The organism is Pseudomonas sp. NFACC16-2 (assembly GCF_900119205.1).
GTDB classification, from domain to species: domain Bacteria; phylum Pseudomonadota; class Gammaproteobacteria; order Pseudomonadales; family Pseudomonadaceae; genus Aquipseudomonas; species Aquipseudomonas fluorescens_Q.
The window spans coordinates 1-19,419 of record NZ_FPIX01000023.1 but is presented as its reverse complement, the minus strand read 5'-3'; the positions used below and the strand labels follow the sequence as shown (position 1 = coordinate 19,419).

Here is a 19,419-nt window from a genome sequence, read left to right as displayed (position 1 = left end):
CCAGACAACCCCGGGCCGATAAAAGGCCCGATAGGCGTGGCCGCCAGTAAAACGGATCAGTATCCTAGCACCTCCTCGCCTGCTGAGGCTAAGGCCAAGCAGGCAACCCAACAGGTTTAAACACGAATGAATGCTCTTGCCCGCCGCGCCGCAGGCCTGCTGCTCAGCACAGTTTGTCTGCCCTTTTCAGCCTTGGCTGCCGACCCACAACCCACCCACGAATTTACCCTCGACAACGGCCTGAAAGTCGTCGTGCGCGAAGACCATCGTGCGCCGGTGGTGGTCTCCCAGGTCTGGTACAAGGTTGGCTCCAGCTACGAAACGCCAGGCCAGACCGGTTTGTCCCACGCCCTTGAGCACATGATGTTCAAGGGCAGCGAAAAAGTCGGGCCCGGCGAAGCGTCGCTGATCCTGCGCGACCTCGGTGCCGAAGAGAACGCCTTCACCAGCGATGACTTCACCGCCTATTACCAGGTACTGGCCCGCGACCGCCTGGGCGTGGCCTTCGAACTGGAAGCAGACCGCATGGCCAGCCTGCGCCTGCCGCCGGAGGAGTTCAGCCGCGAGATCGAAGTGATCAAGGAAGAGCGCCGCATGCGCACCGACGACAAGCCCATGTCCAAGGCCTACGAGCGCTTCAAGGCCATGGCTTACCCGGCCAGCGGCTACCACACGCCGACCATTGGCTGGATGGCCGACCTGGACCGGATGACCGTCGGCGAACTGCGCCACTGGTACGAATCCTGGTACGCCCCGAACAATGCGACCCTGGTGGTGGTCGGCGATGTGACGCCGGATGAGGTCAAGGCCCTGGCCCAGCGCTATTTCGGTCCGGTGGCCCGGCGTGACGTGCCGACCGCGAAGATTCCCCTGGAGCTGGCCGAACCCGGCGAACGCCAGATCACCCTCCATGTACAGACCCAACTGCCGAGCCTGATGCTGGCCTTCAACGTCCCGAGTATCGCCACGGCGACCGACAAGCGTTCGGTCAATGCCCTGCGACTGATCTCCGCCTTGCTGGACGGCGGTTACAGCGGTCGGATCCCGACCCAGTTGGAGCGCGGCGAAGAACTGGTGTCCGGCGGCTCGTCGAACTACGACGCCTACACCCGTGGGGATTCGCTGTTCACCTTGTCGGCGGCGCCCAATACCCAGAAAAACAAAACCATGGCCCAGGCCGAGGCAGGGCTTTGGCGCTTGCTCGATCAACTAAAGACCACCGCGCCGACTGCCGAAGAGCTGGAACGCGTGCGCGCCCAGGTCATCGCTGGCCTGGTGTATGAGCGCGACTCGATCACCAGCCAGGCCACCGCCATCGGCCAGCTGGAGACCGTCGGTTTGTCCTGGAAGCTGATGGACACCGAACTCGCTGAACTACAAAGCGTGACTCCGCAAGATATCCAGAAGGCAGCCCAGCTGTATTTCACCCGCTCGCGCCTGAGCGTTGCGCATGTCCTGCCCGAGGAGAAAGCTCATGAGTGAGCGCAAATCACGGCGCCCGGTATTGATCGGCCTGGCGCTCATCGTCCTGGCCGGCTCCCTGGCGTTCTATCTGTCGCCGACCACCGACGTCACCGCCAGCCAGGCATTGGATAACGCCAAGTCCGGCAACAAGCTGCAATCGTTGGCGGAACTGGACGGTAAAGCCCCCAGCCACCGCCAGCTCGACGTGCAAACCTGGAAAACCGCCGACGGCGCCAAGGTGCTGTTCGTCGAAGCCCGCGAATTGCCAATGTTCGACCTGCGCCTGACCTTCGCCGCCGGCAGCAGCCAGGACGGCGACGCCCCTGGCCTCGCGCTGCTGACCAATGCCATGCTCAACGAAGGCGTGGCCGGCAAGGACGTCAGCGCCATTGCCCAAGGTTTCGAAAGCCTCGGTGCAGACTTCGGCAACGGCGCCTACCGCGACATGGCCGTGGCGTCCCTGCGCAGCCTCAGCGCAGCCGACAAGCGTGAGCCGGCGTTGAAGCTGTTCGCCGAAGTCGTCGGCAAACCGACCTTTCCTGCCGACTCCTTCGCCCGCATCAAGAACCAGATGCTCGCCGGTTTCGAGTACCAGAAACAGAACCCCGGCAAACTGGCGGGCCTGGAACTGATGAAGCGCCTGTATGGCGATCACCCCTACGCCCATTCCAGCGACGGCACCGCGCAAAGCATCCCAGCGATCACCCTGGCCCAGGCCCGGGCATTCCACGCCAAGGCCTACACCGCCGGCAACGCGGTGATCGCGCTGGTGGGGGATTTGTCCCGCGCCGAGGCCGAAGCGGTCGCCAGCCAGGTGTCCGCTGCGTTGCCCAAGGGCCCGGCCCTGGCGAAAACCCCGGCGCCGGTGGAGCCGAAAGCAAGCGTCCAGCACATCGAGTTCCCATCCAAGCAGACCAACCTGATGCTCGCGCAACTGGGCATCGACCGGGACGACCCGGACTTTGCCGCCGTCTCCCTGGGTAACCAGATTCTTGGCGGCGGTGGTTTCGGTACCCGACTGATGACCGAGGTGCGGGAAAAACGTGGCCTGACCTACGGCGTGTATTCCGGCTTTACGCCGATGCAGGCCCGGGGCCCGTTCATGATCAACCTGCAGACCCGCGCCGAGATGAGTGAAGGCACGCTGAAGCTGGTGCAAGAGGTTTTCGCCGATTACCTCGCCAATGGCCCGACCCAGAAGGAGCTGGATGACGCCAAGCGCGAGCTGGCCGGCAGTTTCCCGCTGTCCACTGCCAGCAACTCCGATATCGTCGGCCAGCTTGGCGCCATGGGCTTCTATGACTTGCCGCTGAGCTACCTGGAGGACTTCATGCGTCAGTCCCAGGAACTGACGGTCGATCAGGTCAAGGCCGCACTGAACAAGCACCTGAACACCGACAAAATGGTCATCGTCACCGCCGGCCCGAGCGTGCCGCAAAAGCCGCTGCCGCCCCCCACTGACAAACCTGCCGAGCAGCCGCTCGGAGTTCCGGAGCACTAATGGCCCGCCCATCGATTTCCAGCAAGAAACCCGTGCATAACGGTGTGAACCAGTTGCGCATCATCGGTGGCGAATGGCGCAGCCGGCGCTTGAGCTTCCCGGATGCCCCGGGCCTGCGCCCCACCCCGGACCGCGTGCGCGAAACCCTGTTCAACTGGCTCGCACCCTACGTGGCGGGTGCCCGGGTGCTCGACCCGTTCGCCGGCAGCGGCGCGCTGTTTCTCGAGGCCCTGTCCCGTGGCGCCGCCATGGGCCAGGCGCTGGACGCCAGCAACCTGGCTGTCTCCAGCCTGAAAGAACATTTGGGCACCCTGCGCTGCACCGTCGGCCAGGTGCAGACCGCCGACGCCCTGCGCTACCTGGACAGCCAACCGGCAACGCCTTTCGACCTGGTGTTCCTCGACCCACCTTTCAACCAAAACCTGTTGCCGACGGTCTGCACCTTGCTCGAGGAACGTCAGTGGTTGGCCGAGGATGCCTGGGTCTACACTGAAAGCGAGACCGCCCCGTCCACCTTGGGCTTGCCGGGCAATTGGCGCTTGCATCGCGAGCAGAAATCCGGACGGGTGTATTACGCGTTGTGGCAGCGTTTGGCAAAGGACATTGACTGAACGGCTGACCAGTGCATCGAGAACAATAATGATGTCCGCCGCATCTGAGCGTTTCGTCCCCGCCCCGGGCCTTGGCAACCCACACCTGCAGACTTTGTGGGGCCCGCTATGGCGCAAGACCACACACATCGAGCGCCAACGCGAGCGCCTGTGGCTGGAAGACGGTGATTTCCTCGACCTTGACTGGCACGGCCCCCACAGCGCCGAGGCACCACTGGTGCTGGTGCTTCACGGGCTGACCGGCTCTTCCAACTCACCTTACGTGGCCGGACTGCAACAGGCTCTCGGTCGCCAGGGTTGGGCCAGTGCGGCCTTGAACTGGCGTGGCTGCTCGGGTGAGCCGAACCTGCTGCCCCGCAGCTACCACTCGGGCGTCAGCGAAGACCTCGCCGCCGCCATCACCCATTTGCGCGCCCGACGCCCCCTGGCACCGCTGTTTGCGGTGGGTTATTCACTGGGCGGCAATGTACTGCTCAAGCATCTGGGGGAAACCGGCCGCGACAGCCAGTTGCAAGGGGCGGTGGCGGTCTCGGTGCCGTTTCGCCTCGACCAGTGCGCCGATCGCATCGGCCAAGGATTCTCCAGGTTCTACCAGGCGCATTTCATGCGCCAGCTCGTGGCCTATGTGCGCAACAAGCAACGTCAGTTCCAGCACGACGGACGCCACGAAGGCCTGGCGACCCTGGCGGCGCTTGGCCCGTTGGAAAACATGCGCACCTTCTGGGACTTTGACGGCCGGGTGACGGCGCCACTGCACGGGTTCTCCGATGCCGCGGATTACTACCGCCGTGCCTCCAGCCGTTATTTCATGGCGGGCATCTGCACGCCCACCCTGGTCATCCAGGCCGCCGACGATCCTTTTGTGTTCCCTCACAGCCTGCCAGAACCGGACGAATTATCCGCCTCGACCCGGATTGAACTGCACGCCCGGGGCGGGCATGTGGGGTTTGTCGACGGAACCCTGCGGCACCCGGGGTATTATCTGGAGCGGCGGATTCCGACATGGCTGGCCCATCTGGGCCGAGACTGAACCGTGGCTTGGTTTTCTGTGGCGAGGGAGCTTGCTCCCGCTTGAGTGCGCAGCACTCACCTGAGGGGGGCCGCTTCGCAGCCCAGCGGGAACAAGCTCCCTCGCCACACAAAAGCGCCCTGGCCAATCACATCACTCGCCCTTCGCCACGCCCCGCTGGGGATCATTGATCCACTCGCTCCACGAGCCCGCGTACAACCGCCCCAAGGGATACCCGGCCAGGCACAAGGCAAACAGGTTATGACACGCCGTCACGCCGGAGCCGCAATAGGCCACCAGATCGGTGGGCGAGCGCTCGCCCAGTTTTTCGGCGAAGCGCTGCTTGAGCTGGTCGGCCGGCAGGAAGCGCCCATCGGCGCCCAGGTTATCGGTAAACGCCGCGCACTGGGCGCCCGGGATATGCCCGGCTATCGGGTCAATGGGCTCGACTTCACCTTTGAAACGCGGCAACGCCCGGGCATCCAGCAGGGTCATGTCCGGTTGGCCAAGGCGTTGTTGCAGCGCTTGGGCGCTGAGCACCAAGCTCGCGTCCGGTGCCCCGCTGAAGTTCCCGCGACTGTTCTGCGGCGGATCCAGGCTCAAGGGCAAGCCGGCGGCATGCCAGGCTTTGAGCCCACCGTCGAGGATGTACACGCCATCGCGCTTGCCCAGCCAGGCCAGCAACCACCAGGCCCGCGCGGCATAGGCGCCGGGACCGTCGTCGTACAGCACGACATCACTGTCGTTATCGATTCCCCAGGCCTTGAGGCGCTCGATCAAGGCCCCCGGCTCCGGCAGCGGATGACGCCCGGTCACGCCTTTGGTCACCGCCCCGCTCAGGTCGCGTTCAAGGTCTGCGAACGACGCACCGGCGATGTGGCCCTCGGCATAACTGCGCTGGCCATAATCCGGGTCTTCCAGGGCAAAACGGCAATCGAGGATGACCAGCCCCGGCTGTGATCGCCGCTCTTCGAGGGCTTGAGGGCTGATGAGTTGCGCAATGGGCATGGTGAACTCCTGTGGCTAAGTCGGGGGTCGGTCCTACTGCCCTTCCTCCAGGGTCTGGGCCAGGGGGACGTAATACTCTTTGAACAGTGCATCCACCTCTTCGCGGGCCTGATCGGTCACGAAACCGGCCTCCAACACCAGTACCTGATACACGCCACGCTTGATGGCCTGCTCGCTCAGGTGGCTGAAGTTTTCCCGCGTGGTGCACAGGAACCGCACCCAGGACGTGAGGATGATCCAGGCATTGAGGGTCAGGGACTCGATCTGCACCCGGTCCATCTTCAGGATGCCGGCGGCAACGAAGCCTTCATAAATAGCGGTGCCGTGGATCAGGCTGCGCTGGGAAAACCGTCGATAGCGCGCCGCCAGGTCCGGATCGCTGTCAAGCAGATGTTCCAGGTCCCGGTGCAGAAAACGGTAGCGCCACATGGCCGCCAGCAGCTCCTGCAAATAGAAGCGCTTGTCCTCCACCGTGGCCGCACGGCCCTGGGGCGGGCGCAAGAAGCTGTCCACCAAGTTCTCGTATTCACTGAACAGCACGGCGATGATCGCCTGCTTGTTGGGGAAGTGGTAATAGAGGTTGCCTGGGGACATGTCCATGTGGGCGGCAATGTGGTTGGTGCTGACGCTACGCTCGCCCTGCTGGTTGAACAGCTCGAGGCTGTTTTGCACGATGCGCTCGCTGGTTTTCATTCGTGGGGCCATGGTTTGGGCTTTAATTCGACGAAGGCATTGATCGGCATCTTACGACCTATCGGTCACAGGAAAAACCCATCGCCGTTACGGATGCCATTGACTTTTTAGAGTATAAGCTCTAGAAAACACCCACTCTAATAATATCCGGTGCCCGACGATGCCTGCCGACGTTGCCTACCTGCACGAGTCTCAACAACAACTGGACGAGCTGCGGTCGCTCTTCGAGGCCCAGCGCCAGGCCTACGCCGCCCATCCAATGCCACCGGCCGAACAGCGCCGACAATGGCTCAAGGCACTGCGCGAGGTATTGAGCAACGAACGACAAGCCGTGATCGACGCCATCAGCCAGGATTTCAGCCACCGCAGCGCCGACGAAACACTGCTGGCCGAGCTGATGCCGAGCCTGCACGGTATCCATTACGCCAGCCGACATCTCCAGGGTTGGATGAAACCCTCCCGGCGCAAGGTGGGCATGGCCTTTCAACCGGCATCGGCCAAAGTGATCTATCAGCCGTTGGGCGTGGTCGGCGTCATCGTGCCATGGAACTACCCACTGTTCCTGGCCATCGGGCCGCTGGTAGGGGCATTGGCCGCGGGCAACCGGGTGATGCTCAAGCTCAGCGAATCGACACCGGCGACCGGCTTGCTGCTCAAGCAATTGCTGGCCCGGGTCTTCCCCCAGGACCTGGTCTGCGTGGTGCTTGGCGAAGCGGAAATCGGCATGGCGTTTTCCAAGCTGCCCTTCGATCACCTGCTGTTCACCGGCGCCACCAGCATCGGCAAGCATGTCATGCGGGCCGCTGCCGAAAACCTGACCCCGGTCACTCTGGAGCTGGGTGGGAAATCGCCGGCCATCGTGTCGGTCGATGTCCCCATCAAGGATGCCGCCGAACGCATTGCCTTCGGCAAAACCCTGAATGCCGGGCAAACCTGTGTCGCCCCGGACTACGTGTTGGTACCGCAGAATCGCGTCGGCGAGTTCGTTGAGGCCTATCGCGAAGCGGTACGCGGGTTTTATCCAACCCTGGCGAACAACCCGGACTACACCGCAATCATCAACGAACGACAGCTGGCGCGACTCAACGGCTACATCAGCGACGCCACCAGCAAGGGCGCGCTGCTGATCGAACTGTTCGACCAGGGCCAGGACCGCCGCATGGCCCACAGCCTGCTGCTCAATGTCAGCGACGAGATGACCGTCATGCAGGACGAGATCTTCGGCCCGCTGCTGCCCATCGTGCCCTATGACAATCTGGACCAGGCGTTCGCCTACATCAATCAGCGCCCCCGCCCACTGGCGCTCTACTACTTTGGCTACAACAAGGCCGAACAGAACCGTGTACTCCATGAAACCCATTCCGGCGGTGTCTGCCTGAACGACACGCTGCTGCACGTCGCCCAGGACGACTTGCCGTTCGGCGGCATCGGGCCCTCGGGAATGGGGCATTACCACGGGCATGAGGGTTTCCTGACCTTCAGCAAGGCCAAGGGCGTGCTGACCAAACAGCGATTCAACGCCGCGAAGCTGATTTATCCGCCCTACGGCAAGCCTTTGCAGAAACTGATCCAGAAGCTGTTTGTCCGCTGACACGTCTCTTCCCGGGTAATAACAATAATGAACCCAAGCCTCACCGATACACCCGCACTGTCACGGCGCGGCCTGCTGACGTTCAGCCTCGGCGCCAGCGCCTTCCTGGCCACCGTCGGCCTGGGCGCCAGCCTGAGCGGTTGCTCGCCCAGCCAACCGAGCAACGGCCTGGCGGCCCTGCGCGACAGCGACCTGCCATTTTTACGCAGCGTCATCCCCGTGATGCTGGACGGCGCAGTGGCCGCCGGACAGATTAGCACCGCCACTGACGCGACCCTGCGAAGCCTGGACAGCAGCCTGGCCCACCTGTCCCCCACCATGCTCAAACTCACGCGCCAACTGTTCGACGTGCTCACGCTGGGGATTACCCGCGGGCCGCTGACCGGGGTCTGGGGCTCGTGGGAAAACGCCAGTGCCGATGACATCCACCAGTTCCTCGGGCGGTGGGAAAACAGTTCGCTGGATCTGCTGCGTCAAGGCCATAGCTCGTTGCTGCAACTGGTGATGATGGCCTGGTACACCCAATCCGAAGCCTGGGCGCACTGCGGGTATCCAGGACCGCCCAAGATTTGAAAGCCAGGCCCAACTCCTGTGGGAGCAAGCCCACTCCCACAGGGTTCTTCATCGTCCATCCATAATAATAAGAGAACCCTGCACATGCCCGTACCCGATCCCTTCCGCGAAGGCCTGGCCCGTGGCTGGACCACCTACAACGGTGCGCAACTGACCCAGGACCTGACCCTGGAAGCGGACGTGGCCATCGTCGGCAGCGGTGCTGGCGGCGGCACCACGGCCGAAATCCTCAGCGCCGCCGGCTACCGCGTGTTGCTGATCGAGGAAGGTCCGCTCAAGACCAGTCATGACTTCACGCTGCTCGAAGACCAGGCCTACAGCAGCCTGTATCAGGAAGGCCTGGGGCGCATGAGCAAGGACGGCGCCATCACCATTCTCCAGGGCCGGGCCGTCGGTGGCACGACGCTGATCAATTGGACCTCCAGCTTCCGCACGCCTGACCAGACCCTCGACCACTGGGCTGCCGAGCACAACGTAAAAGGCCACGGCCGCGCTGAAATGGCGCCCTGGTTTACGCAGATGGAACAACGCCTGGGCGTGGCGCCGTGGCTGATTCCGCCCAATGCCAACAACGACGTGATCCGCAAAGGTTGTGAACAATTGGGCTACGCCTGGCACGTTATCCCGCGCAACGTACGCGGCTGCTGGAACCTGGGCTATTGCGGCATGGGCTGCCCGACCAACGCCAAGCAGTCGATGCTGGTCACCACCATCCCGGCCACGCTGGACAAGGGCGGCGCGCTGCTGTACCTGGCGCGGGCCGAGCGTCTGACGCTCAAAAACGATGCCGTCATCGGCCTCGAGTGCCAAGCCATGGACGAGCGTTGCGTGGCACCGACAGGGCGGCGCATCACCGTCAAGGCGCGGCACTATGTGTTGGCGGGCGGCGGCATCAACAGCCCAGGCCTGCTGCTGCGCTCCGATGCGCCGGATCCACATCGACGCCTGGGCAAACGCACCTTCCTGCATCTGGTGAACATGTCCGCCGGGCAGTTCGACGAGGTCATCAACCCATTCTACGGCGCGCCGCAATCGATTTATTCGGATCATTTCCAATGGCAGGACGGCACCACCGGCAAAATGTCCTACAAGCTTGAAGTCCCGCCCTTGCACCCGGCCCTGGCCGCGACGCTATTGGGCGGGTTCGGTCCCGAGAACGCCTTGCACATGTCCCGACTGCCCCATACCCACGCCATGTTGGCACTGTTGCGCGACGGCTTTCATCCGGACAGCCCCGGCGGCAGCGTCGAATTGCGCAGCGACGGCACGCCCGTGCTCGATTATCCCGTTACGCCGTATGCCTGGGATGGCTTGCGCCGGGCCTTCCACAGCATGGCCGAGATCCAGTTTGCCGGCGGCGCCAAGGCGGTCATGCCCTTGCACAGCGATGCCCGCTACGTTAAGACCCTGGCCGAAGCCCGCACACTGATCGACGGACTCGACCTGGCTTTGTACCGCACACGCCTGGGCAGCGCCCACGTGATGGGCGGTTGCGCCATGGGGGAAGACCCGAAAACCGCTGTCACCGACAGCCTTGGCCGCCATCACCAACTGGGCAACCTGTCGATCCATGACGGCTCGCTGTTCCCCACCAGCATCGGCGCCAACCCGCAATTATCGGTGTATGGGCTGACCGCGCAATTAGCGACGGCCCTGGCCGAACGCCTGAAAAACCCATGAACCATTTATTGAAAAAAACAACGAACCCGTGGCGAGGGAGCTTGCTCCCGCTGGGCTGCGCAGCAGACCCATTTTGTGAGCGCTTCGCGCTCAAACGGGAGCAAGCTCCCTCGCCACGGGCTTACCGAACATCTGAATATCCGGATTATTCGCACCGTCTATAGTGCTTTCTTACGCAACAGCCGACTTGGCCGACCGAGAAGGCTGCGATACCATCCGACTCCCCAACGGACTCCCGCCAGGACGACGCGATGAACCGAGTGTTGTACCCAGGTACCTTCGACCCTATTACCAAGGGCCATGGCGATCTGGTCGAACGCGCCGCGCGCCTGTTCGACCACGTGATCATTGCCGTCGCCGCCAGCCCGAAGAAAAACCCGCTGTTCCCACTGGAGCAACGCGTGGAACTGGCCCGCGAGGTCACCAAGCACCTGCCCAACGTGGAAGTGGTCGGCTTCTCGACGCTTTTGGCGCACTTTGCCAAGGAAAAGAACGCCAATGTGTTCCTGCGCGGCCTGCGGGCGGTCTCGGACTTCGAGTACGAGTTCCAACTGGCCAACATGAACCGCCAACTGGCACCGGACGTCGAGAGCCTGTTCCTGACGCCGTCGGAGCGTTATTCCTTCATTTCCTCGACCCTGGTCCGGGAAATCGCGGCGTTGGGCGGTGATATCACCAAGTTCGTCCACCCGGCCGTGGCCGATGCGCTAACCCTGCGCTTCAAGAAATAACCCGCGGGCTGCGACCCGCTTCGCAGCCCGGCCCAGTGCAGTCCATCGCGCCCGCGTGCACTGCGCTCGCCAATGCGGCACAATTGCGCCCATACGTTTTTCATATGCCCGGGCCCAACGCCCCGGCAGGAGCCCGCATGTCCCTGATCATCACCGACGACTGCATCAATTGCGACGTCTGCGAACCCGAATGCCCGAACGAGGCCATTTCCCAAGGCGAAGAAATCTACGTCATCGACCCGAACTTGTGCACGCAGTGTGTCGGCCATTACGACGAACCCCAGTGCCAACAGGTCTGCCCGGTGGATTGCATCCCCCTGGACGAGGCTCATCCGGAAACTGAAGAACAGTTGATGGCGAAATATCGCAGGATTACTGGCAAAGCTTGAGCCAGAAGCCTCTGTAGCGTTTGTGCGGGCCTCTTCGCGAGCAAGCCCGCTCCCACAGAGATCGGCTATGTCCACAGCATGTGTATCTTAAGCAAATCCCTTGTGGGAGCGGGCTTGCTCGCGAAGGGGCCATCAGCAGCACCAAGATTCAGTTGCCAGCCTCACTCCTGCCGCTCAAACCCCTCCCCAATACACCCCAGGCACCGCACAAACGTGGCCTTCGCCGGGTCCACCACCAGCGCCTTGCCCGCATCGCCGACCCCGCCGCCCAGCGCAGTAAAGGGCAACGACACCACGAATGCCCCGGCGCCAATCACCGTGGCGGCGAGCAGCAGCGGACGAGCAATCAGCAGGTCGCCGAGCATGGCGAAGGCCGGCGGGTTCTGGATGGTGTAGCGCGGATCGCCGCTGCCTTCGCTTGCCAGGGCAGGCAAACCGACACTCAGCAGCAGCGCTAAAACGACAGGTCGAAGCAGTTTCATCGGGCGATCCTTCGGCTAAATCAATACTACTGACTATAGACCGTAGGACAAATCAGCTCTGACAGCGTGGACACCAGACGCTGGCGCGCTGGCCCAGGCGGATTTCCCGCAACCCCGTGCCGCAGACCTTGCACAACTCCCCGCCCCGACCGTAGACGAACAGCTCCTGCTGGAAATAGCCGGGTTGGCCATCCCCGCCGATAAAGTCCCGCAGCGTGGTGCCACCGCGCTCAATGGCATGGGCGAGGATGCGCTTGATCTCGATCGCCAGCTTCAGGTAACGCGCCCGGGAAATGCCTCCGGCGGCCCGGCGCGGGTCGATGCCGGCGGCGAACAGGGCCTCGGTCGCGTAGATATTGCCCACCCCCACCACCACCGCGTTGTCCATGATGAACGGCTTGACCGCCATGGACCGCCCCCGCGAGAGCTGGAACAATCGTTCGCCATCGAACAGCTCGGTCAACGGCTCGGGACCAAGACGAATCAACAACTCGTGATTGAACGGGTCGAGGCTCCAGAGCATCGCGCCAAAGCGGCGAGGGTCGGTGTAGCGCAAGGCCAGGCCGGATTCCAGCTCGATGTCCACGTGCTCGTGCTTGGCGGCCGGCATGCCGACTTCCACCAAGCGCAGGTTGCCGGACATGCCCAGGTGGCTGATCAACGTGCCGACCTCGGCATTGATCAACAGGTACTTGGCCCGCCGCTCCACCTGCACGATGCGCTGGCCCGAAAGGCGCACGTCGAGATCTTCCGGGATCGGCCAGCGCAGGCGGCGGTCGCGGACCACCACGCGGCTGACCCGCTGGCCTTCAAGATGGGGCGCGATTCCGCGACGGGTGGTTTCGACTTCCGGCAGTTCTGGCATGAGGCTCTCGAATCAGGCGAAGCCCCGCACTCAACGAGTGGCGAGGTCGCGAATTTCCTGTTTCTGGGTCTGGAAGTCGTATTCCGACAACCCGATGTAATCGAGCACAAGGCTCCCGACGCAATCCCACTCGTGGTCTTCGGCCTGATTGCCGAGCACCCGGTGGGACGCACAAATGTTCTCGGACATCTTCAGGATCGCCAGCAGATTCTTCAACTGGCTGTTATTGCGTGAAGACTCGTCGCTGAAAATCGCCAGGGCATTGTGGTGGTTGGCGATGGCCTGGCTGACGTGATCCGGCAGGCGCCAGGATTTGGAAGTGTAGTAACCGACCACCGCATGGTTGGTGTTGAACTCACGATTCTCGGTGTCCACTACCCGGCACTCGGCGCTGGCATTGGCGTAGGCCTCTTCCAGCACGCCCATGTAGCTGGGGAACTGCTTGAGCATCAACGGCACCCCGCAATCGTGGAACAACCCCAGCGCATAGGCTTCGTCACCGTTCTCCAGGCCGACGCGCTTGGCCAGGGTCAGGCAAGTCATCGCCACATCCTGGGCGGTATCCCAGAAGCGGTTCAGGGTCACGATGGCGTCGTCGTGCAGCTCGCCCTTGATCGACTGCGCATTGATCAGGTTGATGATCGAACGGCTGCCCAGCAGATTCACCGCTCGCTGGATCGAGGTGATCTTGTTGCGCAGGCCGTAATACGGCGAGTTGACGATCTTGAGCAAGGCCCCGGAAAGACCCGGATCGTGGGAGATCAGCTTGGCGATGGTCTCCAGGTCCGGATCGGGCATGTACTGCTCCATCTGCAGATCCACCATGATCTGCGGCTGGGGCGGCACGCTGATGCCTTGCAAGGACTGTTGGATCTGTTCGGCGGAAAGTTCTTTGGACATGAGTACACACTCCGGTGTCAGGCGGGGATTCTAACCCTTAAAGATGGATCCGATACACCGCCGGGTAGATCGGCGGAACTTTCCTTCAGGCATTGGCTTCGGACCTTACAGGGCCGACAGCCAAGCCTGCATAAGGCTTGAGTCGGCAACCCAGCCACTCAGCTTGAGGAGATTTTTCATGCCTGGCTCCCTGAACAACAAACGTGTCGCCATCCTCGTGACCGACGGTTTTGAACAGGCCGAACTGACCGGCCCCCAACAGGCGCTGGAACAGGCCGGCGTCAAAGTTGACATCGTTTCGGCCCGCGAAGGCCAGGTCAAAGGCTGGAACCATGACCAGCCGGCCGACGACTTTCGGATCGACCTGACCTTCAAGGCGGCCAATGTCGAACAGTACGACGCCGTGGTGCTGCCCGGTGGCGTGCAGAACTCCGACACCATCCGCATCGACACCGATGCCCAGAAACTGGTCAAGGGCTTCGAGGCGGCGGGCAAGCCCATTGCGGTGATTTGCCATGGCGGCTGGTTGCTGGTGTCGAGCGGGCTGGTCAAGGGCAAGACCATGACCAGCTACAAGACCCTCAAGGATGACCTGGTCAACGCCGGCGCGAACTGGGTCGATAAGGAAGTGGTCAAGGACGGCACGTTGATCAGCAGCCGTCAGCCCGATGACATTCCGGCGTTCAACCGCGAGTTGATCAGCGCGTTGTCCGCCTGAAACCTGCCCGATACCGTGGTGAGGAAGCCCGCTTCCTCACCACATGTCCACCACCAGCCCCGCCACGGTTGCAACACGGTATACTCCCGCTCTTTTTTCCGGAGCGACGTCATGTCCCTGCCTAGCCTGCGCCTCAAAGCCAACGCCGACCGTCGCCTGCGCGCCGGCCACCTGTGGGTCTACAGCAACGAAATCGATGTAGCCGCCACCCCGCTGCACGGCTTCAAGGCCGGCGACCAGGCCATCCTCGAAGCCGCCGGCGGCAAACCGCTGGGCATCGTTGCGATGAGCCCCAACAACCTGATCTGCGCTCGGCTGCTGTCCCGCGACGTGAAGCTGCCGCTGGACAAATCCCTGCTGGTGCACCGCCTCAACGTGGCGTTGTCCCTGCGCGAGCGGCTGTTCGACAAACCGTTCTATCGCCTGGTCTACGGTGATTCCGACCTGTTGCCAGGCCTGGTGGTCGACCGTTTCGGCGACATCCTGGTGGTGCAGATCGCCTCTGCCACCATGGAAGCTCACAAGGACGACGTGATCGCCGCCCTGACCCAGGTGCTCAAGCCCAGCGGCATCCTGTTCAAGAATGACTCCGCGGCCCGTGACGCCGAAGGCCTGAACCGCTACGTCGAGACCGTGTTCGGCCTGGTGCCGGAGTGGGTCGCCCTGGAAGAGAACGGCGTGAAGTTCGAAGCGCCGGTCATGGAAGGCCAGAAAACCGGCTGGTTCTACGATCACCGCATGAACCGCGCACGCCTGGCCCCGTACGCCAAGGGCAAGCGCGTCCTGGACCTGTTCAGCTACATCGGCGGCTGGGGCGTGCAAGCGGCAGCGTTCGGTGCCAGTGAAGTGTTCTGTGTCGACGCCTCGGCCTTCGCCCTCGACGGTGTCGAGCGCAATGCCGCGCTCAATGGCTTCGCCGAGAAACTGACCTGCATCGAAGGCGACGTGTTCGAAGCCCTGAAGGAGCTCAAGGCCAGCGAAGAACGTTTCGACGTGATCGTGGCCGACCCACCCGCTTTCATCAAGCGCAAGAAAGACCTGAAGAACGGTGAAGGCGCCTATCGCCGCCTCAACGAACAAGCCATGCGCCTGCTCAGCAAGGACGGCATCCTGGTCAGTGCGTCGTGCTCGATGCACCTGCCCGAAGACGACCTGCAAAACATCCTGCTGACCAGCGCCCGCCATCTGGACCGCAACATCCAACTGCTCGAACGCGGCGGCCAGGGGCCAGACCACCCGGTACACCCGGCCATTGCCGAGACCCGCTACATCAAGAGCATCACCTGCCGGTTGTTGCCCAACAGCTGAGGCCGGGCGGGGCCAGTGCCGTAGCGCTGTGCCCCGCGCACTCGAATCGCATTCTGATCGCGGCCTCGGCTGCGATTTTTTTTGCACGCCTGAATAAGTCCGCAGGAGAACTCCCACGCAATTACCAGAGCCTTCCTACTCAATCTCCCCGCGCCCGGCGAGCATGACGCATTAGGATTGAAAGCGCCCTTCAGGTACGCCTTGGACCTCGTCAATGACTGATCCGCAAAATCGCCTGGCTGCCCGCAAACCGGCCACCGTCGGCTTGTTGCTGACACTGACACTGCTCGGCGTCTTTCCCATCGATGTCGTGCTGCCCTCCTTCCCCGCCCTGTCCGAGCATTTCGAACGCTCATCGGCGGACATTGCCTTGTCTGTCAGCCTGTTCGCGGTGGGGATTGCCCTTTCCCAACTGCTGGTCGGCCCGCTTTCCGACGTCATGGGACGAAAAAACCTGTTGCTTATCGGGATCGCCGTTTCCGCCGTGGGAGCCGCCGGTTGCGTGCTCGCCGACGGTTACGGCGCCTTTTTGTTCTTGCGTGTCGTCCAGGCCTTGGGATGCGGTTGCTTCGTACTGTCCCAAGCGCTGATCCAAGACCTGTTCACCGGTCGGGAACAGCAGCGCCTGCGGATCTTTCTGGTCACCTGCGGGGGGATCTTCATTTCCGTTTCGCCCCTGGCCGGCACCGGGCTGCAAAGCTGGATGGGCTGGCGAGGCAGCTTCCTGGTGTTCATTGCCCTGGCAATCGGTGCATTCATCAGCGCCTGTCGTTTACTTCAACGCCCTGTGGCGGACAGCCAACCCAGGCGCCTGGATTTCATCGCATCCTATCGAAAGGTCTGCGGCGACTTCAGCTTCATGGCCTATTGGTTAACCTCGGCGCTGGCTTTTTCCTGCCACTTTTCGTTCATCGTCATTTCGCCGCTGGTCCTGATCGACCAGTTACGCCTCTCCCCCGAGGCTTTTTCCCTGGCGCTGCTGGGCTATGGGCTGGCTTACATCGGCGGGGGCGCGGTAGCGTCCGTGCTGAGCAATCGAATCGATCCACAGACGCAAATCATCACGGGGCTGGCCCTGATTCTCACCGCAGGCCTGTTGATGCTGGGGCTTGCCAATCAACTGGGCCTGTCAGTCACCACCCTGTTACTGCCCATGATCGTGTGCACCACCGGAACGACCATTGCCCGCGCAGCCGCCCACACCCAAGCCATGAACAGATTTCCCGGGCGGGCCGGCACATCCGCCTCCGCCGGCAGTGTGCTGATCTTCATCGTTGGCGGGCTGACCAGTGCCGCGATCAGCCTCACCCCGCTGGACTTGCAGCTGACCCTGGCCCTGTGCCTGGTCCTGCTCAGCCTGCTGGGGCTGGCGCTCAATGCCCTGGTCCGACAGCGTGACGGGGGGCTGTTGGCCGGCTGAACCCTGCCAGTCGTCATCCCGTGCACGACATTGGCGCCCGATCAGCGCTTTGCGTCATTTCATCCTGGCGCCAGCGGTGTAGAATCGCGACATTCATCGCCATTCATCCCCGGCGGGTTTATGAGCTCATGCTGAGGCACGCAGCGATCCTGCAAAGTCATCGGCCACTTCCGGACACACGACCAAACCCGGGTGTTCCAGACGTCAACAGAAGCTCACTTCCCCATTGATACCTGATAAGTACCTGATTAGCCGCCCGGAGTGCTCCATGCCTGATTACCGCTCGAAAACATCCACCCATGGCCGCAACATGGCCGGCGCCCGTGCACTGTGGCGCGCCACGGGGATGAAGGATGACGACTTCAAGAAGCCGATCATCGCCATTGCCAACTCCTTCACCCAGTTCGTACCGGGCCACGTTCACCTCAAGGACCTCGGCCAACTGGTTGCCCGGGAAATCGAACGCGTCGGCGGCGTTGCGAAAGAGTTCAACACCATCGCCGTGGATGACGGCATCGCCATGGGCCACGACGGCATGCTCTATTCGCTGCCGAGCCGCGAGATCATCGCCGACTCCGTCGAATACATGGTCAACGCCCACTGCGCCGACGCCATCGTGTGCATTTCCAACTGCGACAAGATCACCCCAGGCATGCTCATGGCCGCCCTGCGCTTGAACATCCCGGTGATCTTCGTTTCCGGCGGCCCGATGGAAGCCGGCAAGACCAAGCTCGCCAGCCACGGCCTGGACCTGGTGGACGCCATGGTCATCGCCGCCGACTCCAGCGCCTCTGACGAGAAGGTTGCCGAGTACGAGCGCAGCGCCTGCCCGACCTGCGGTTCGTGCTCCGGCATGTTCACCGCCAACTCGATGAACTGCCTCACCGAAGCCTTGGGCCTGGCCCTGCCGGGCAACGGTTCGACCCTGGCCACCCACAGCGATCGCGAACAGCTGTTCCTGCAGGCCGGCCGCACCATCGTCGAGCTGTGCAAGCGCTACTACGGTGAGAACGACGAGTCGGTGTTGCCACGCAACATCGCCAACTTCAAGGCGTTCGAAAACGCCATGACCCTGGACATCGCCATGGGCGGTTCCACCAACACCATCCTGCACTTGCTGGCCGCTGCCCAGGAAGCCGAGATCGATTTCGACCTGCGCGACATCGACCGCCTGTCCCGTCACGTGCCGCAACTGTGCAAGGTCGCGCCGAACATCCAGAAGTACCACATGGAAGACGTGCACCGTGCCGGCGGGATCTTCAGCATCCTCGGCTCCCTGGCCCGTGGCGGCCTGTTGCACACCGACCTGCCGACCGTGCACAGCAAGAGCATGGCCGAAGCCATCGCCAAGTGGGACATCACCCAGACCACCGACGAGGCCGTGCATCACTTCTTCAAGGCCGGCCCGGCGGGCATTCCGACGCAAACCGCGTTCAGCCAGTCGACCCGCTGGGAAACCCTGGACGACGACCGTGAAAACGGCTGCATCCGCAGCGTCGAGCACGCGTACTCCAAGGAAGGCGGCCTGGCCGTGCTCTACGGCAACATCGCCCTGGACGGCTGCGTGGTGAAAACCGCCGGCGTCGACGAGTCGATCCATGTGTTCGAAGGCAACGCCAAGATTTTCGAAAGCCAGGACAGCGCGGTGCGCGGCATCCTCGCCGACGAAGTGAAGGCCGGCGACATCGTGATCATTCGCTACGAAGGTCCGAAAGGCGGCCCGGGCATGCAGGAAATGCTCTATCCGACGTCCTACCTGAAGTCCAAAGGCCTGGGCAAAGCCTGCGCCTTGCTGACCGATGGCCGGTTCTCCGGCGGCACCTCGGGCCTGTCCATCGGCCACGCTTCGCCGGAGGCTGCGGCGGGCGGCGCCATCGGTCTGGTGCGCGACGGCGACAAGATCCTGATCGACATTCCGAACCGCTCGATCAACCTGTTGATCAGCGACGAAGAACTGGCCGGGCGCCGCATCGAACAGGACAACAAGGGCTGGAAGCCGGTGGAAGTGCGTCCGCGCAAAGTCACCACGGCCCTCAAGGCCTACGCCCTGCTAGCCACCAGCGCCGACAAGGGCGCGGTGCGTAACAAGGCGATGCTTGACGGCCTGTAAGCGTCGTTAGTCGATCGAGTAGGAGGCGGCCTCACGGCCGCCGTCCTCTCACACCACCGTACGTACGGTTCCGTATACGGCGGTTCCTGCCTACTGATAAACAGCTTCAGCGAGCTTGGTTCCGTTGATGTGTCGCCTGTGGTATCTAAGCGCCCAGACCGGCCCTCGGAGCTTCCGGCTCCTACCTCCTGATGGTCTCGACCCCCGCTGCGCGGAGTTTCTGCTTTACGCTCCAACAGAGATCACACCCGACTGTCCACTCATGGCAGGTTCAGCCCTTCGTCACTCCGGCTTCGAGCAACTACTACGGCCTCGGCTGACTTCTGTTCGCCCATCCCGTCACCTCACGGCGCCGGTAGCACATGG

Annotated in this window: 18 protein-coding genes; 13 read left to right on the top strand and 5 right to left on the bottom strand. The window is 62.8% G+C overall.

What is annotated here, in order from left to right; translation table 11 throughout:
• Positions 1 to 126 precede the first annotated feature (126 nt).
• From BT116_RS18410 to BT116_RS18395, 4 genes are read left to right on the top strand one after another with little or no spacing between them, the layout of a single operon-like run.
• Positions 127 to 1,482, top strand: a complete 1,356-nt coding sequence (locus tag BT116_RS18410) for a M16 family metallopeptidase (RefSeq protein WP_072346190.1) — start codon at positions 127 to 129, stop codon at positions 1,480 to 1,482.
• Complete coding sequence (locus tag BT116_RS18405; RefSeq protein ID WP_072346188.1) at positions 1,475 to 2,965, top strand: M16 family metallopeptidase; 1,491 nt, start codon at positions 1,475 to 1,477, stop codon at positions 2,963 to 2,965. The genes BT116_RS18410 and BT116_RS18405 overlap by 8 nt, the downstream gene beginning before the upstream one ends.
• Positions 2,965 to 3,576 carry a 16S rRNA (guanine(966)-N(2))-methyltransferase RsmD gene (rsmD, locus tag BT116_RS18400; RefSeq protein ID WP_072346186.1) on the top strand — a complete coding sequence of 204 codons (612 nt, stop codon included), beginning with the start codon at positions 2,965 to 2,967 and terminating at the stop codon, positions 3,574 to 3,576. Before BT116_RS18405 ends, rsmD begins: the two co-directional genes overlap by 1 nt.
• A gap of 31 nt (positions 3,577 to 3,607) precedes the next feature.
• The gene (locus BT116_RS18395) at positions 3,608 to 4,606 is read left to right on the top strand and encodes a hydrolase (RefSeq protein WP_072346303.1); all 999 of its coding nucleotides are present in this window, start codon (positions 3,608 to 3,610) and stop codon (positions 4,604 to 4,606) included.
• 132 nt (positions 4,607 to 4,738) lie between these two features.
• Here BT116_RS18395 and BT116_RS18390 read toward each other — a convergent pair whose 3' ends face one another.
• Positions 4,739 to 5,593 carry a sulfurtransferase gene (locus tag BT116_RS18390; protein WP_072346184.1) on the bottom strand — a complete coding sequence of 285 codons (855 nt, stop codon included), beginning with the start codon at positions 5,591 to 5,593 and terminating at the stop codon, positions 4,739 to 4,741.
• Between the two features lie 33 nt (positions 5,594 to 5,626).
• Complete coding sequence (locus BT116_RS18385; protein ID WP_003206524.1) at positions 5,627 to 6,298, bottom strand: TetR/AcrR family transcriptional regulator; 672 nt, start codon at positions 6,296 to 6,298, stop codon at positions 5,627 to 5,629.
• A gap of 148 nt (positions 6,299 to 6,446) precedes the next feature.
• Between BT116_RS18385 and BT116_RS18380 the strand changes: the two genes are divergently transcribed.
• The 5 genes from BT116_RS18380 to BT116_RS18360 all read left to right on the top strand — a co-directional run bounded on the left by BT116_RS18380 (position 6,447) and on the right by BT116_RS18360 (position 11,250).
• Positions 6,447 to 7,877, top strand: a complete 1,431-nt coding sequence (locus tag BT116_RS18380) for a coniferyl aldehyde dehydrogenase (protein ID WP_072346182.1) — start codon at positions 6,447 to 6,449, stop codon at positions 7,875 to 7,877.
• A 27-nt stretch (positions 7,878 to 7,904) separates the two neighbouring features.
• Entirely contained in the window at positions 7,905 to 8,450 is a 546-nt protein-coding gene (locus tag BT116_RS18375; RefSeq protein ID WP_072346180.1) for a twin-arginine translocation pathway signal protein, read from the top strand.
• Positions 8,451 to 8,534: 84 nt separating this feature from the next.
• The gene (locus BT116_RS18370; RefSeq protein WP_072346177.1) at positions 8,535 to 10,130 is read left to right on the top strand and encodes a GMC family oxidoreductase; all 1,596 of its coding nucleotides are present in this window, start codon (positions 8,535 to 8,537) and stop codon (positions 10,128 to 10,130) included.
• A 251-nt stretch (positions 10,131 to 10,381) separates the two neighbouring features.
• The gene (gene coaD, locus BT116_RS18365; RefSeq protein ID WP_003177462.1) at positions 10,382 to 10,861 is read left to right on the top strand and encodes a pantetheine-phosphate adenylyltransferase; all 480 of its coding nucleotides are present in this window, start codon (positions 10,382 to 10,384) and stop codon (positions 10,859 to 10,861) included.
• A gap of 137 nt (positions 10,862 to 10,998) precedes the next feature.
• Complete coding sequence (locus tag BT116_RS18360; protein WP_009683359.1) at positions 10,999 to 11,250, top strand: YfhL family 4Fe-4S dicluster ferredoxin; 252 nt, start codon at positions 10,999 to 11,001, stop codon at positions 11,248 to 11,250.
• A 161-nt stretch (positions 11,251 to 11,411) separates the two neighbouring features.
• Here BT116_RS18360 and BT116_RS18355 read toward each other — a convergent pair whose 3' ends face one another.
• From BT116_RS18355 to BT116_RS18345, 3 genes are read right to left on the bottom strand one after another with little or no spacing between them, the layout of a single operon-like run.
• Complete coding sequence (locus BT116_RS18355) at positions 11,412 to 11,732, bottom strand: multidrug transporter (protein ID WP_072346175.1); 321 nt, start codon at positions 11,730 to 11,732, stop codon at positions 11,412 to 11,414.
• A gap of 52 nt (positions 11,733 to 11,784) precedes the next feature.
• Positions 11,785 to 12,597: a bifunctional DNA-formamidopyrimidine glycosylase/DNA-(apurinic or apyrimidinic site) lyase gene (gene mutM, locus BT116_RS18350; protein WP_072346173.1), complete on the bottom strand. Its 813-nt coding sequence runs from the start codon at positions 12,595 to 12,597 to the stop codon at positions 11,785 to 11,787.
• A 30-nt stretch (positions 12,598 to 12,627) separates the two neighbouring features.
• Positions 12,628 to 13,443, bottom strand: coding sequence for an HDOD domain-containing protein (locus BT116_RS18345; RefSeq protein WP_170845996.1), 816 nt, complete (start codon positions 13,441 to 13,443; stop codon positions 12,628 to 12,630).
• Between the two features lie 232 nt (positions 13,444 to 13,675).
• On the opposite strand from BT116_RS18345, the gene BT116_RS18340 reads away from it, so the two are divergent.
• The 4 genes from BT116_RS18340 to ilvD all read left to right on the top strand — a co-directional run bounded on the left by BT116_RS18340 (position 13,676) and on the right by ilvD (position 19,053).
• Positions 13,676 to 14,215 carry a type 1 glutamine amidotransferase domain-containing protein gene (locus BT116_RS18340; protein ID WP_063323944.1) on the top strand — a complete coding sequence of 180 codons (540 nt, stop codon included), beginning with the start codon at positions 13,676 to 13,678 and terminating at the stop codon, positions 14,213 to 14,215.
• Positions 14,216 to 14,326: 111 nt separating this feature from the next.
• On the top strand, positions 14,327 to 15,523 hold the full coding sequence (locus tag BT116_RS18335) for a class I SAM-dependent rRNA methyltransferase (protein ID WP_003206543.1): 1,197 nt from the start codon (positions 14,327 to 14,329) through the stop codon (positions 15,521 to 15,523).
• A gap of 214 nt (positions 15,524 to 15,737) precedes the next feature.
• Positions 15,738 to 16,943 (top strand): MFS transporter, encoded by a 1,206-nt coding sequence (locus tag BT116_RS18330; RefSeq protein WP_072346169.1) that lies wholly within the window; start codon positions 15,738 to 15,740, stop codon positions 16,941 to 16,943.
• Between the two features lie 268 nt (positions 16,944 to 17,211).
• A complete protein-coding gene (gene ilvD, locus BT116_RS18325; RefSeq protein WP_072346167.1) occupies positions 17,212 to 19,053 on the top strand; it encodes a dihydroxy-acid dehydratase in 1,842 nt (613 codons plus the stop codon).
• Positions 19,054 to 19,419 lie beyond the last annotated feature (366 nt).